The sequence below is a fragment of the Xanthobacter sp. genome, assembly GCF_041911315.1.
GTDB classification, from domain to species: Bacteria; Pseudomonadota; Alphaproteobacteria; order Rhizobiales; family Xanthobacteraceae; genus Xanthobacter; species Xanthobacter aminoxidans.
In genome coordinates, this window is the sequence record NZ_JAYRPE010000039.1 from 24801 (window position 1) to 38454 (window position 13654).

General features: G+C 68.4%; 11 protein-coding genes. 5 read left to right on the plus strand and 6 right to left on the minus strand.

Annotated elements, in window-relative coordinates; translation table 11 throughout:
- Positions 1–18 precede the first annotated feature (18 nt).
- Positions 19–1242, minus strand: a complete 1224-nt coding sequence (locus ACE3QW_RS12250) for a urate hydroxylase PuuD (RefSeq protein WP_374251690.1) — start codon at positions 1240–1242, stop codon at positions 19–21.
- A 130-nt stretch (positions 1243–1372) separates the two neighbouring features.
- Between ACE3QW_RS12250 and ACE3QW_RS12255 the strand changes: the two genes are divergently transcribed.
- On the plus strand, positions 1373–2299 hold the full coding sequence (locus ACE3QW_RS12255) for a LysR family transcriptional regulator (protein ID WP_024277214.1): 927 nt from the start codon (positions 1373–1375) through the stop codon (positions 2297–2299).
- 50 nt (positions 2300–2349) lie between these two features.
- Here the strand turns inward: ACE3QW_RS12255 and ACE3QW_RS12260 are convergent, their stop codons facing one another.
- Positions 2350–3741 carry a nucleobase:cation symporter-2 family protein gene (locus ACE3QW_RS12260; protein ID WP_250165074.1) on the minus strand — a complete coding sequence of 464 codons (1392 nt, stop codon included), beginning with the start codon at positions 3739–3741 and terminating at the stop codon, positions 2350–2352.
- A gap of 308 nt (positions 3742–4049) precedes the next feature.
- On the opposite strand from ACE3QW_RS12260, the gene uraH reads away from it, so the two are divergent.
- From uraH to ACE3QW_RS12275, 3 genes are read left to right on the plus strand one after another with little or no spacing between them, the layout of a single operon-like run.
- A complete protein-coding gene (uraH, locus tag ACE3QW_RS12265) occupies positions 4050–4400 on the plus strand; it encodes a hydroxyisourate hydrolase (RefSeq protein ID WP_374251691.1) in 351 nt (116 codons plus the stop codon).
- A 4-nt stretch (positions 4401–4404) separates the two neighbouring features.
- Entirely contained in the window at positions 4405–5883 is a 1479-nt protein-coding gene (puuE, locus tag ACE3QW_RS12270; protein WP_374251692.1) for an allantoinase PuuE, read from the plus strand.
- A gap of 14 nt (positions 5884–5897) precedes the next feature.
- Positions 5898–7166, plus strand: a complete 1269-nt coding sequence (locus ACE3QW_RS12275; protein ID WP_374251693.1) for an allantoate amidohydrolase — start codon at positions 5898–5900, stop codon at positions 7164–7166.
- Between the two features lie 240 nt (positions 7167–7406).
- Here the strand turns inward: ACE3QW_RS12275 and ACE3QW_RS12280 are convergent, their stop codons facing one another.
- The 3 genes from ACE3QW_RS12280 to ACE3QW_RS12290 all read right to left on the minus strand — a co-directional run bounded on the left by ACE3QW_RS12280 (position 7407) and on the right by ACE3QW_RS12290 (position 10687).
- Positions 7407–8414, minus strand: a complete 1008-nt coding sequence (locus ACE3QW_RS12280; RefSeq protein ID WP_024277208.1) for an Hsp33 family molecular chaperone — start codon at positions 8412–8414, stop codon at positions 7407–7409.
- A gap of 135 nt (positions 8415–8549) precedes the next feature.
- On the minus strand, positions 8550–9482 hold the full coding sequence (argF, locus tag ACE3QW_RS12285; RefSeq protein WP_029556821.1) for an ornithine carbamoyltransferase: 933 nt from the start codon (positions 9480–9482) through the stop codon (positions 8550–8552).
- The gene (locus tag ACE3QW_RS12290; protein ID WP_374251694.1) at positions 9479–10687 is read right to left on the minus strand and encodes an aspartate aminotransferase family protein; all 1209 of its coding nucleotides are present in this window, start codon (positions 10685–10687) and stop codon (positions 9479–9481) included. Before ACE3QW_RS12290 ends, argF begins: the two co-directional genes overlap by 4 nt.
- 570 nt (positions 10688–11257) lie before the next feature.
- On the opposite strand from ACE3QW_RS12290, the gene ACE3QW_RS12295 reads away from it, so the two are divergent.
- A complete protein-coding gene (locus tag ACE3QW_RS12295; RefSeq protein ID WP_029556819.1) occupies positions 11258–11821 on the plus strand; it encodes a GcrA family cell cycle regulator in 564 nt (187 codons plus the stop codon).
- 302 nt (positions 11822–12123) lie between these two features.
- Here the strand turns inward: ACE3QW_RS12295 and hisS are convergent, their stop codons facing one another.
- Positions 12124–13653, minus strand: coding sequence for a histidine--tRNA ligase (hisS, locus tag ACE3QW_RS12300; protein WP_374251720.1), 1530 nt, complete (start codon positions 13651–13653; stop codon positions 12124–12126).
- Between the last annotated feature and the right edge of the window lies 1 nt (position 13654).

Below are 13654 nucleotides of genomic sequence, written 5' to 3' on the forward strand. Positions count from 1 at the left end.
GTTCTAGGGGGATGCGGTCTATTTGCCGGAAGCCCATTCCTTCAGCATGGCCCGATCCTCGTCGGACAATTCGGTGATGTTGTTGGGCGGCATGGCGTGGCTCAGGCCGGCCTGGACGAGGATGAGCTTGCGGTTCTTGTAGATGGCCTCCTCCGTGTCGAGGAGGATGCCGCGCGGCGCGATGGCGAAGCCCTCATAGACCGGCTCGGCGGCGTGGCACATGGCGCAGCGGCCCATGACGATGTTCTGCACATCCACCGGCACGCCCACCGCCGGCCCGCTCTTCGCGAAGGCCGGGGAGACCAGCGGCGGCAGGCCGAGCGCCATGCGGCCGGCGGGGGTGGTGGTGGCCGAGATGAATATCGCGAGGATCAGGCACACGGCCGCCACCAGCCAGCACCACGCCTTGTCGCCGCGCCCGGCATGCCGCTCATTGTAGAAATAGCGGATCACCGTTCCCGCCACGAGCGCCAGCGCCACGATGACGAAGGCGTAGGGCGTGGAATAGGTCAGCGGGTAATGGTTGGAAATCATCAGGAAGACGACGGGCAAAGTGAAGTAGTTGTTGTGCCCGGAGCGTAGCTTGGCGGTCTTGCCGTAATAGGGGTTCGGAACCTCCCCCGCCTTCAGCGCCGCCACCACCTTGTGCTGGTTGGGGATGATGACGAAGAAGACGTTGCCGCTCATGATGGTGGCCATCAGCGCGCCGGTATGGATGAAGGCCGCGCGGGGCGAGAACACCTGCTGGTACAGGAACGCCGCCAGCACCACGCCCGCGAACACGATGATGCCCACCACCATCGGCTTGTCGCCGAGCTTCGAGCGGCAGAGCTGGTCATAGGCGATCCATCCCGCCGCGAGGCCGCCGAGGCCGATGACGAGGGCGGTGACGGGCTTCAAATTCATCACCGCCGGATCGATCAGGAAGATCGAGGACTGGTAGTAATAGACCCAGATAAGCAGGAAGAAGCCGGTGATCCAGGTGGCGTAGGACTGCCACTTGTGCCAGCCCAGCTCCTCCGGGAGAAAATCGGGCGCCACCAGATACTTCTTCACCTGATAGAAGCCGCCGCCATGCACTTCCCACGCCTCCCCGCCCTTACCGGCGGGGATGTCGGGCGTCGCCTTCAGGCTGGCATCAAGGTGCATGAAGTAGAAGGACGCGCCGATCCACGCCATGCCGGCGATGATGTGCGTCCAGCGCAGCAGCAGGCTGCCGTACTCGTGGAGGATGGGTTCCATTGCCGTTTCAGATCCCGTGGCTGGAAGATGCGGGCGCATTGGCCCCTGTCACGCCCACGGACGGGGACCATTGGCCCCGGCCCGCGGCGTGGGTATCGTTCTTGTGGCGTCGGGTGAGGGGTGACGAAGCGTGCTGGAGAACATGAAGGCCTTCGTCGCCTCGGTGGAGAGCGAGAGCTTCTCGGAGGCCGGGCGTCGGCTGCATTTGTCGGCCAACGTGGTCAGCCACCGCATCCAGATGCTGGAGAAGCACCTCGGCTGCCGGCTGTTCAACCGCACCACCCGCCGCATGAGCCTGACCGAGCAGGGGCGCGTCTATTACGAGGCGATCACCGAGGCGCTGCGCCTCATCGAGGCGGCGGAGAGCAACGTCTCGGAACTCGGCGCCCTGCCCCGCGGCGCGCTGCGCGTCACCGCCCCGCTCCATCTCGGCCGGCGGCTGGTGGCGCAGGTGGCGGCGCGCTACCAGGAGACCCATCCCGAGATCGACGTGCGCCTGCGCCTGTCGGAACATACCCTCGACCTCATCGCCGAATCCATCGACGTGGCGCTGCGCCTCGCCACCTTCGAGGATTCCAGCATGATCATGCGCAAGGTGGCGCAGGTCGAGCGCATTGTGTGCGCTGCACCCAGCTATCTGGAGCGGGCCGGCGTGCCGCAGCGGCCGCAGGATCTGCTCACCCATCAATGCCTCCTCCTGCGGTTCGCGAGCCTTCGGGAATTGCGCTGGATGCTCACCGACGAGGGCCGGGACCTCGCCGTTCCCGTCACCGGCCATCTGGAGGCCGACGACGGCGACGTGCTCACCGTGTGGGCCGTCGAGGGCCGCGGCATCGTGGTGAAGCCGCGGTTCGAGGTGGCGGACGCCCTCGCGGACGGCCGCCTCGTGCCGCTGCTGGAGAAGAACCCGCCCCAGCCGGCGACGCTGGCGGTGCTCTACCCCGCCCGCCAGCTGGTGCCGCTGAAGGTGAAGGCCTTCGCCGACATGCTGGTGGATCAGGGCCGGCGCTACATCGCCCGCGAGCTGGCCAAGATCGGGGAGCGGCTGCCGGCCTGAGCCTTTCGGCACCGACATGCATCCGCCCCCCGGCTTGCCCTGACCGGACTTCAGTGCGCCTCGGCCTGCTTGGCGGCGGCGACGATCTCCTCGGTGGAGGTCTTCTTCACGCCGTTGAAGAACACGTTGAGCGCCACGGCGACGATGGCGCAGAGCAGGATGCCGCTCTCCAGGAGCGGGTGCAGCTCATGCGGCAGCGCCTTGAAGAAGTTGGGCGACACCAGCGGGATCATGCCGAAGCCCACCGCGATGGCGACGATGAAGAGGTTGTTGCGGTTGGTCTTGAAATCGACGCCGGTGAGGATGCGCGCGCCGGTGGCAGCCACCATGCCGAACATCACGAGACCCGCGCCGCCCAGCACCACCTGCGGCACCGCCTCCACCAGCGCGGCCATCTTCGGCATCAGGCCGAGGCCGAGCATGATGACGCCGCCCGTCACCGTCACCCAGCGCGAGCGCACGCCGGTGACGCCGACGAGGCCCACGTTCTGCGAGAAGGAGGTGTAGGGGAAGGTATTGAAGATGCCGCCGAGCAGCGTGCCCACGCCATCGGCGCGCAGGCCGCGAGCCAGCGCCTTCTCGTCCACCGGCTTGCCGGTCATGTCGGAGAGGGCGAGGAACATGCCCAGCGACTCGATCATGACCACGATCATCACGATGCACATGGTGATGATGGGCACGAGGTGGAACGTGGGCATGCCGAAGTGGAACGGCAGGATGACGTCGAACCACGGCGCCGCCGCCACCTTCTCGAAATGCATGATGCCGATGACCGAGGCGAGGATCGCGCCGGCGATGATGCCGAGCAGCACCGCCACATTGGCCACGAACCCTTTGCCGAAGCGGATGAAGGCGAGGATCACCAGCAGCACGAACAGGGCGATGCCGAGGCCCTGGAGCTGGGCGTAGTTGGGATTGGCGACCTGCACCACCTTGCCGTCGATGGTCTGGGTGAGGAAGGGAATGCCGCCGCCGGCCCAGTTGATGCCGACCCGCATCAGGGAGATGCCGATCACCATGATGATGGTGCCCGTCACCACCGGCGGGAACAGAGGCAGCAGGCGCGAGATGAAGGGCGCGACGACGATGCCGAAGATGCCGGCGGCGATGACCGAGCCATAGATGCCGAGGATGCCGATGGAGGGATCGTTGGCCATGGACAGCATGGGGCCGACCGAGGCGAAGGTGACGCCCATCATCACCGGCAGGCGGATGCCCACCCCGAGGAAGCCGAGGCATTGGGCCAGGGTCGCGAGACCGCAGGCGAACAGGTCGGCCGAGATCAGGAACGCCACCTGCTCCGGCGGCAGCTTGAGCGCGCGGCCGATGATGAGCGGCACCGCGACCGCGCCGGCATACATGACGAGGACATGCTGGAGGCCGAGCGCGGCGAGTTTCGGCGCCGGCAGGATTTCGTCTACGGGATGAACGGCTTGTGACATCTGGTTCCCCCAAAGGAAGAGCGGTCGAAATCAGGAAGGGCGTTCTTCAAATTTGTTGGCGACGGCAACGCTCCGGCGCGGCTCCGAACGGGCACTGCCCAACGCATCGGCATGCCTCATTGGAGATCAATTCCCGAGCCGGGGAAATACGTGTGGTAATCGGAATATCTTCCGATTTTTTTGGAAAATCGATCCACCCGGCGCGGGTTATGCTGCCGCGCAGCGGAGCGTTCGCCCGGCCGCTGGCCCTGCACCCGCAAGGCTTCCGCCGGGCGCGGCGCCAGAGAGTCAGGAAGGACGAGGAAACGATGGGGCGCCTGTCCACTCACGTGCTCGATACGGTCTCCGGCGGCCCGGCCGCCGATGTGGCGGTAGAACTTTACCTGCTGACGGCCGATGGCGGGCGCACCCTCGTCACCACCCGCCGCACCAATGCGGACGGCCGCACCGATGCCCCCCTGCTTGCGGGCGACGATTTCCTCCCCGGCACCTATGAGCTGGTCTTCCACATCGGCGCGCATTTCCGCGCCACCGGCGCCCCGGTGGCCGACCCGCCCTTCCTCGACGTGGTGCCCCTGCGCGTGACCCTGATCGAGGGGCACTACCATGTGCCGCTGCTCTGCTCCCCGTGGAGCTATTCCACCTATCGGGGGTCCTGAGCCCATGCCCGCTCCCTTCACCGGCCGCGACAATTCCGGCATCCCCACCGATCCCGTCACCGGCAAGCCCTATCCGCGCGATCTCGTGGGCTATGGCCGCACGCCGCCCCACCCCCATTGGCCGGGGGATGCGCGCATCGCGGTGCAGTTCGTGGTGAATTACGAGGAGGGCGGCGAAAACTCGGTGCTCCATGGCGACAATGCCTCGGAGGCCTTCCTCTCCGAGATCATCGGCGCCGTGCCCTGGCCCCGCCAGCGGCACATGAACATGGAGTCCGTCTACGAGTTCGGTGCCCGCGTCGGCATCTGGCGGCTGCTGCGGCTGTTCGGCGAGCGCAACATGCCGGCCACCGTCTATGGCGTCGCCACCGCCCTCGCCCGCAATCCCGATGCCGTCGCCGCCATGCAGGAGGCCGGCTGGGAGTTGGCCAGCCACGGCTACAAGTGGATCGAATACAAGGATTTCACCCGCGACGCCGAGCGCGAGCACATCGAGGAGGCCGTGCGCCTGCACACGCAGGTGACCGGCGCCCGCCCGCTCGGCTTCTACCAGGGCCGCTCCGCCGAGCACACGGTGCCCCTCCTGATGGAGGAAGGCGGCTTCCTCTATGTGGCCGACAGCTATGCGGACGAATTGCCCTACTGGATCTATGGGCCGCGCGGCCCGCAGCTCGTGGTGCCCTACACGCTGGACGCCAACGACATGCGCTTCTCCGTGGCCGCAGGCTTTTCCAACGGCACCGAATTCTTCGACTATCTGAAGGACAGCTTCGACCTGCTTTATGCCGAGGGGGCCACCGCCCCGCGCATGATGTCCATCGGCCTCCATCCGCGCCTCGCGGGCCGGCCGGGCCGGGCGCAGGCGCTGGCGCGCTTCCTCGACTACATCGCCGGCCACGAGAAAGTGTGGGTGGCGCGCCGCCTCGACATCGCCCGCCACTGGATCGCCCATCACCCGCCCGCCGGCGGATACCGGCCCACCTACATGCCACGCGGCCTGTTCGTGGAGCGGTTCGGCGGCGTCTACGAGCATTCGCCCTGGATCGCGGAAGGCGCCTACGACCGTGGCCTCACCGCCCGCGCCGACACGGCAGAGGGCCTCAACGAAGCCCTCGCCGCCGTGCTGCGCGCTGCGCCCCTTGAGAAGCAGATGGGGGTCATCCACGCCCATCCCGACCTTGCCGGCAAGCTTGCCGAGGCAAAGCTGCTGACCGCCGAGTCCGCCGCCGAGCAGGCCTCCGCCGGCCTCGACCAGCTCACCGCGGACGAGAAGGCGCGCTTCACCGCGCTGAACGACGCCTACAAGGCGAAGTTCGGCTTCGTCTTCATCATGGCCATCCGCGGACGCAGCAAGGCGGACATCCTCGCCGCCTTCGAGCGCCGCCTCGCCCACGACCGCGACACCGAAGTTGCGGAGGCGCTGGCGCAGATCGAGCGCATCGCGCTGCTCCGCCTCTCCCAGATGCTGCCGGCCGCCCCCTGAACAAGGTCTCTTCCGTGCCCCGATCTGCCCCCGGTTCCGCCCCGCTCCCCTCCCCCCTCGACGGCGAGATCATCGTCTCCCGCCTGAAGGAACTCGCCGCCTGCACCGACGTGCCCGGCGAGATGACCCGCCTGACGCTGACCCCCGCCCACAAGAGGGCAGCGGCGCAGGTGTCGTTCTGGATGCGGGAGGCGGGGCTGGCGCAGGTCCATATGGACGCCACCGGCTCCATCGTCGGGCGCTACGCGGCGGACCGGGCCAATGCCAAGACCCTCGTCCTCGGCTCGCACATCGACACCGTGCGCAACGCCGGCATCTATGACGGCAATCTCGGTGTGCTCACCGCCATCGCCGCCGTGGAGGCGCTGAAGCAGCAGGGCATCCGCCTGCCCTTCGCCATCGAGGTCGCGGCCTTCGCCGACGAGGAGGGCGTGCGCTTCCTCTCCACCCTCACCTCCTCCAAGGCCATGGCCGGCATCTTCGATCCGAAGAGCCTGGAGGACGTGGACGCCCAGGGCATCTCCCGCATGGAGGCGCTGCGCTCCTTCGGCGCGCCGGTGGATCGCGTCGCCGACTGCCGGCGCGATCCCGACGAGACGCTGGGCTATGTGGAAGTGCATATCGAGCAGGGGCCGGTGCTGGAGGCGGCGGGCGCGCCGCTCGGCATCGTCACCGGCATCGCCGGCGCCTCGCGCGGACATGTGCGCATCCGCGGCGAGGCCGGCCATTCCGGCACGTTGCCCATGGCCATGCGCCACGATGCGCTCACCGCCGCCGCCGAGATGATCCTCGCCGTGGAGGCGCGCGGCCGCGCCGACGGCAAGGAGCTGGTGGCCACGGTCGGCACGCTCATCATCGCCGGCAGCGCGGTGAACGTGGTGCCCGGCGAGGTGCAATTCTCCCTCGACGTGCGTGCCCTCTCGGACGAGCTGCGCACCCGCGCCGTCGCCGACATCCGCGCCGCCGTGGCCGATATCGCGGAGCGGCGCGGGGTGAAAGCGAGCGTGGACATCGGCCACGAAGTGCCCGCCGCGCCCTGTCACGGTCCGCTCAAGGAGCGCATGGCGCGGGTGGTTGAGGGCCTGCAATTGCCTGTGGTGCGGCTACCCTCGGGCGCCGGCCACGACGCCATGGTGTTTCGCGGCGTAATGCCCATGGCCATGCTGTTCGTGCGCTCGGAGAACGGCAGCCACAACCCCCGCGAATACGCCGCCCCCGCCGACATCGGCCTCGCGGCAGAGGCGCTCTATGCGTTCCTGCTGAAGACGGCGGAGGAGATGTGAGGGGCTGCCGGAGCCCTCACCGGTCCGCTGTCATCATCCGAGAGTCTCCACCGCTCAACCGTCATCGCCCGGCTTGTCCGGGCGATCCACGGGCGGTCTGACGCTAAGCCTTAATGGCTGGGCGCCGACAGGCGGAGGGGTGGATCCCCCGGATGAACCGGGGGATGACGGCTCTCGCGGCGCGGGCGCCGCCTCTTACCCCCGCCCACCAAACCGGAGCACGACGGCACACCTGAAGTGTCACCCGTCCGCCCGGCCGAGAACCTCCTCGGCGGTGAACTTGTAGGTGCGGCCGCAGAATTCGCAGGTCACGGTGACCTTGCCGTCGTCCTGGATCATCTCCCGCCGCTCCTCCGGGCCGAAGGAGGCGAGGACGCCGGAGACCTTCTCCCGCGAGCAGGAACAGCGCGCGGCGATGGGAAGGGGATCGAACACGCGCACCCCGCGCTCGTGGAACAGGCGGTAGAGCAGCCGCTCGGAGGAGAGGTCGCGGTCGATCAGTTCCACGTCCTCCAGCGTGCCGACGAGGGAGCGCGCCTCCACCCAGGCGTCGTCCTCGTCCACGGTGTGCTCTTCCACGCCCTCGGGCGCGTCGCCCGGGGAAAGGTCCGCCATGCGGGCACGGGAGGCGTCCTGCGGCAGGAACTGGGCGAGCAGGCCGCCGGCGCGCCACGAGGACTCCTTACCGCCCGGCTTCATCTCCTCGCCCACGGCGAGGCGCACGCGGGTGGGGATCTGCTCGGACTGGTGGAAATATTCGTGCGCCGCCGCCTCCAGCCCCGAGCCGTCGAGGGCGACCACGCCCTGATAGCGGTTGGTGCTGATGCCTTGGTCGATGGTCATGGCGAGATGGCCGCGCCCCAGCAGCGCCGCCGGCGAGGTCTCGTTGCGGCGCTCGGCCTCGGCCAGCGCATCGGCATCGTAGCGGGCATAGGCGCGGATCTTGTCCGGGCTCACGAAGTCGGCCACCACCATGTCCACCGGCCCGTCGGTCTGGGTCTGGAGGATGAAGCGGCCCTCGAACTTCAGCGAGGAGCCGAGCAGCACGGCGAGCGTGACCGCCTCTCCCACCACGCGCTTCACCGCCGGGGGATAGGCATGATGGGCGAGCAGCGCATCGAGCGTGGGGCCGAGGCGCACCGTGCGGCCGCGGATGTCGAGGGCATCCACCTGGAAGGCGGTGACGATGTCGTCCTGCGCGGCCTCGGATGCGGCGCGGGTGGCGGTGCGGGTGCGCTCGCCCTTCATGAATGGTCTCCGGACGTGCCGGACCCGCGTGCCCGCGCTCAATGCACAGCCAATGGGTCCCAAAGGTTTGGTCCCACACATATTCACGAGCCGGGCTGTTTCAACCCGGCTCGGCATGTCCCGGCTGCGGAAGGCTCAGCCGCCCACCGCGTCGAAGCACCAGGCGAGCACGCCCTTCTGGGCGTGCAGGCGGTTCTCCGCCTCGTCGAACACCACCGACTGCGGACCGTCCATCACCACGTCCGTCACCTCCTCCCCGCGATGGGCGGGCAGGCAGTGCATGAAGATGGCATCCTTGTCCGCCCGCGCCATCAGGGCGGAATTGACCTGATAGGGCTTGAGGATGTTGTGACGGCGCTCGGCCTCCTTGTCGCCCATGGAGACCCAGGTGTCGGTGATGACGCAATCCACGCCCTCCACCGCCTCTTCCGGGTCGCGCATGAACTTCACCTTGGCCTTGGTGCGCTTCACGAAGTCCTTCAGCGCCTGACGCGGCGACAATTCCTTGGGCGTCGCCACCTTCAGGGTGAAGTCGAAGCGGTCGGCGGCATGAACCCACGAGGCCAGCACGTTGTTGGCGTCGCCCGTCCAGGCCACCGAGCGGCCGGTGATGGGGCCGCGATGCTCCTCGAAGGTCATCACGTCGGCCATCACCTGGCAGGGGTGGGAGATGCGGGTGAGGCCGTTGATGACCGGCACCGTGGCGTATTTCGCCAGTTCAGTCAGGTCATCATGGTCCAGGATGCGGATCATGATGGCGTCGACGAAGCGCGACAGCACGCGGGCCGTGTCGGCGATGGTCTCGCCGCGGCCGAGCTGCATCTCCTGGCCCGTGAGCATGATGGTCTCGCCGCCCAGCTGGCGCATGGCGAGGTCGAACGACACGCGCGTGCGGGTGGACGGCTTGTCGAACACCATGGCCAGCGACTTGCCGGCGAGCGGCTTTTCCACCGGCTCCCCCGCCTTGCGGCGGGCCTTCAGATCCTTGGAAAAGTCCAGGACCCGGCGCAGTTCCTCGGCCGGGATCTCGGACAGATCGAGAAAATGACGCACCCCATTCCCCTTCATTCGGCCGCTCCCTTCACCGGATCTGAGGCGAGGCGCGCCTCGATGCGCCGGCAGGCGGCTTCGATCTTGTCGGCTGCGATGCCCACCTCTTCCTCGCTCACGGTGAGCGGGGGCAGCAGGCGGATGACGTTCTCGGCGGCGCCGGGCACCAGCATGCCCTCCTCGCGCAGCGCGGCGATCAGCTCGGGCGCGGGCACGGCGGCCTTGATGCCGAGCAGCAGGCCCTGCCCGCGCACCTCGGCGATGACGGCCGGATGGGTGTCGCGCAGTTCGGCGAGACGCTGCTGGAAGCGGCCGGCGACGCGGTTCACGCGGGGGAGGAAGTCATCCTCCAGCACCACGTCCAGCACCGCATTGCCCACCGCCATGGCCAGCGGGTTGCCGCCATAGGTGGAGCCGTGGGTGCCCACCGTCATGCCCTTGGCGGCCTCTTCGGTGGCAAGGCACGCCCCCATGGGGAAGCCGCCGCCGATGCCCTTGGCCACCGACATGATGTCCGGGGTGATGCCGGTCCACTCGTGGGCGAACAGGCGTCCGGTGCGCCCGACGCCGCTCTGCACCTCGTCCAGCACCAAAAGTAGGCCGTTCTCGTCGCACAGCTCGCGCAGGCCGGCGAGGAAGCCGGCCGGCGGCACGCGCACGCCACCCTCGCCCTGCACCGGCTCCACCAGAATGGCGGCGGTCTCGGGTGTCACGGCGGCGCGGGCGGCGTCGAGATCGCCGAACGGCACCTGGTCGAAGCCTGGAAGATCCGGGCCGAAGCCTTCGAGATATTTCGGGTTGCCGCCGGCGGCGATGGTCGCCAGCGTGCGGCCGTGGAAGGCGCCCTCGAAGGTGATGATGCGGTTCTTCTCGGGATGGCCGCTCACATACTGGTAGCGGCGCGCCATCTTGATGGCGCACTCCAGCGCTTCCGCACCGGAATTGGTGAAGAACATGGTGTCCGCGAAGGTCGCGGCCTTCAGCCGGTCGGCCAGCTTCTCGGCGCCGGGGATGCGGAACAGGTTGGACACGTGCCACAGCTTCGTCGCCTGCTCGGAGAGCGCGGCGGCGAGATAGGGATTGGCGTGGCCCAGCACGTTCACGGCGATGCCGGCGGTGAAGTCGAGGAAACGTCGCCCGTCCGTCGTGACGAGCCAGCAGCCCTCTCCCCTCTCGAACTGGAGGTCGATGCGTGCGTAGGTCGGCAGAACGGGGGTGATCACACTATCCTCCTGGTGGACTTCGATGCAGGCTTCCTGGCCTTCGAGGTTGCACGGGTTTGCGAACAACGTGCGACAGCGGGGTTTCGGCCCGGCCGCGCGCACAAACTAAAAAAGGCCGCCCATGCGGGGGCGGCCCGACCGCGCGATTCTAATGAACACGCGCACGAGGTCAACCGATCGCCTGCCATGATGCGAATCGGGACCGCGACCGGCCGCCGCACAAGGGTAAACGAAGCCTTAAGGAGCTGGGGAAAACGCTCCGCGACCCCTTGCCGACTCTGTTGCAGGGACCGGCCATATTGTAGGTTCTTGAGGGTCAGCCACGAGATGTCGTGCGCAGGGGCATCAGGAACCCTCTTCCAGGAACCGCGATCCGGGTCCATCCGAGCGCTTTGCCGCGCACGGGAACGGGGAGGGAGTCCGCCTTGCGGAAATCACGATCCGGGACGCGCCCCAACCGGCGTTCCCGCCCATGGCTGAAGCGGCGCCGAGCGTTTCCGGCGCCCGCGGCGTTCTTGAGATGCTGCCGGTTGAAATGCGGCAAGTAGATGCGGCAAATGGAGAAGAGCGATGAGCTGGAATGACGAGCGCGTCGAACTCTTGAAAAAGCTCTGGAGCGAAGGCCTCTCCGCGAGCCAGATCGCGACCGAGCTTGGCGAGGTGACGCGCAATGCCGTCATCGGCAAGGTGCACCGCCTCGGCCTGTCCGGCCGGGCGAAGGCCGCCCCTGCCCCGGCGCGTCCCCGCGCCAGCGGAACGGCGCCGGCCAAGGCCGGTCCGATGAACGGGCCGATGGGCGCTCCCGCCGGTCGCCCCGACAACCAGGCGCGGCCGCAGCGGCCCACCACCATCGGCAATACCGCCCTCGCGGCCGATCTGGACGAGGCACCGGAAGAGGCACCGGCGCCCGCTCCCGTCATGAGCGACAACGTGGTGCCCATGACCCAGGGCTGCACCATCATGCAGCTCACCGAGAGCACCTGCCGCTGGCCGCTGGGCGAGCCGGGCACCGAGAGCTTCCACTTCTGCGGCGGCAAGGCCAATCCGGGCATGCCCTATTGCCAGACCCACGCCCGCATCGCCTACCAGCCGGTGCAGGACCGCCGCCGCGACCGCCGCCTCGCCTATCTCTGAGGCGGGGAGCGCCGGAAGAGGCCTCCGGCGCTACGAAGCGGTCGAAAACCTGATGTGCGGTGTCATCCCCCGGCTTGTCCGGGGGATCCACGTTTCCGCAAGTTCGGCCCAAGGATGAATGCGCTGGCCTGTCGGCCCGGTGGATGCCCCGGACAAGCCGGGGCATGACGGCCCAAGAACAACAGGTTCGTATGCGGCCGGACGTCCATGACGCCCAGGAAAAGCATGCCCCCCAAGGAAAAAGGGCCCGCCTCCGGCTGGAGGCGGGCCCTTTTTCGTTCAGGGGACGGCGGCGGGAGGGCTCAGTCGTCCAGCCCCAGCGACGGCGCCGCGCGGCGTTCCAGCACGTCGCGGATGGCGGCGACCATCTCGCTCTCCTTCACCGCGAACTGGGCCGGGCGGGCGGCGCGGTATTCCGCATTGTCGGCGATGCCGGCGGCGATGCGGGCGCCTTCCACCAGATCCTTGATCTGGACCTCGCCGGCGTCCTTCTCGTTCGACCCCTGGATGATGACGGCCGGCGCGCCGCGCCGGTCGGCATACTTCATCTGCGCCTTCATGCCGGCGCCGCCGAGATACATCTCGGCGCGGATGCCGTTGGCGCGCAGCTCGGCCACCATCTTCATATAATCGGCGATGCGGGCCGGCTCCTTATCCATGGCCAGCACCACGACGGGGCCGACCTCGGCGTCCGCATCCATCTTGCCGAGGAAGGCGAGGGCCGCGAGCAGGCGCGACACGCCGATGGAGAAGCCGGTGGCCGGCACCTTCTCGCCGCGGAAGCGGGCGACGAGGCCGTCATAGCGCCCTCCCCCCGCCACCGAGCCGAAGCGCACGGGGCGGCCGGCCTCGTCGGTGATCTCGAAGGTGAGTTCCGCCTCGTAGACGGGGCCGGTGTAATATTCGAGGCCACGCACCACGGAAGGGTCGATCTTCACCCGGTCCTGATAGCCGCCAGCGGCGAGCAGGGTGCGGATGTCGTTCAATTCCGCCATGCCCTCCTGGAAGGCGGCGTTGCCTGCGAGGGCGGCGGCAAGCGCGACGTCGTCCAGCTCCACTTCCACGCCCACATCGGTGGCACGCACGCCCTTGCCGGTGAGCATGGCGAGCACCACAGCGGCCTGACGCTCGTCGAGGCCGGCCCCCTTGGTGAAGTCGCCGCTCTCGTCCTTGCGGCCGGGGCCGAGCAGGAGCGCGACGCCCTCGGCGCCGAACTTGTCGAACTTGTCGATCGCGCGCAGCACGGTGAGGCGGCGGCCGGCGTTCTCGTCGCCGCCCAGGCCGATGGCCTCCATCACGCCGTCGAGCACCTTGCGGTTGTTCACCTTCACCACATAGGAGCCGCGCGGGATGCCCACCGCCTCCAGCGTGTCGGCGGCCATCATGCAGATCTCGGCATCGGCCGCGACGGAGGGGGCGCCCACCGTGTCGGCGTCGAACTGCATGAACTGGCGGAAGCGGCCGGGGCCGGGCTTCTCGTTGCGGAAGACGTAGCCGGCCCGGTAGGAGCGGTAGGGCTTGGGCAGCTGCTCGAAATGCTCGGCCACGTAGCGCGCCAGCGGCGCCGTGAGGTCGTAGCGCAGGGAGAGCCACTGCTCGTCGTCGTCCTGGAAGGAGAAGACGCCCTCGTTGGGCCGGTCGAGGTCGGGCAGGAACTTGCCGAGCGCGTCGGTATATTCGATGGCCGGGGTCTCCAGCGCCTCGAAGCCGTAGAGCGCGTAGACGGCGCGGATCTTCTCCAGCATGGCGCGGGTGGCGGACAATTCCGCGCCGGTGCGGTCGACGAGGCCGCGCGGGAGCCGCGCCTTCGGCTTGAATTCTTTGGCCATGATG

Bases quoted from the DNA above. Each gene is read 5' to 3' on its own strand.
- ACE3QW_RS12250 (WP_374251690.1), bottom strand. From the start codon at position 1,242: ATGGAACCCATCCTCCACGAGTACGGCAGCCTGCTGCTGCGCTGGACG.
- ACE3QW_RS12260 (WP_250165074.1), bottom strand. From the start codon at position 3,741: ATGTCACAAGCCGTTCATCCCGTAGACGAAATCCTGCCGGCGCCGAAA.
- uraH (WP_374251691.1), top strand. From the start codon at position 4,050: ATGGGGCGCCTGTCCACTCACGTGCTCGATACGGTCTCCGGCGGCCCG.
- puuE (WP_374251692.1), top strand. From the start codon at position 4,405: ATGCCCGCTCCCTTCACCGGCCGCGACAATTCCGGCATCCCCACCGAT.
- ACE3QW_RS12280 (WP_024277208.1), bottom strand. From the start codon at position 8,414: ATGAAGGGCGAGCGCACCCGCACCGCCACCCGCGCCGCATCCGAGGCC.
- argF (WP_029556821.1), bottom strand. From the start codon at position 9,482: ATGAAGGGGAATGGGGTGCGTCATTTTCTCGATCTGTCCGAGATCCCG.
- ACE3QW_RS12295 (WP_029556819.1), top strand. From the start codon at position 11,258: ATGAGCTGGAATGACGAGCGCGTCGAACTCTTGAAAAAGCTCTGGAGC.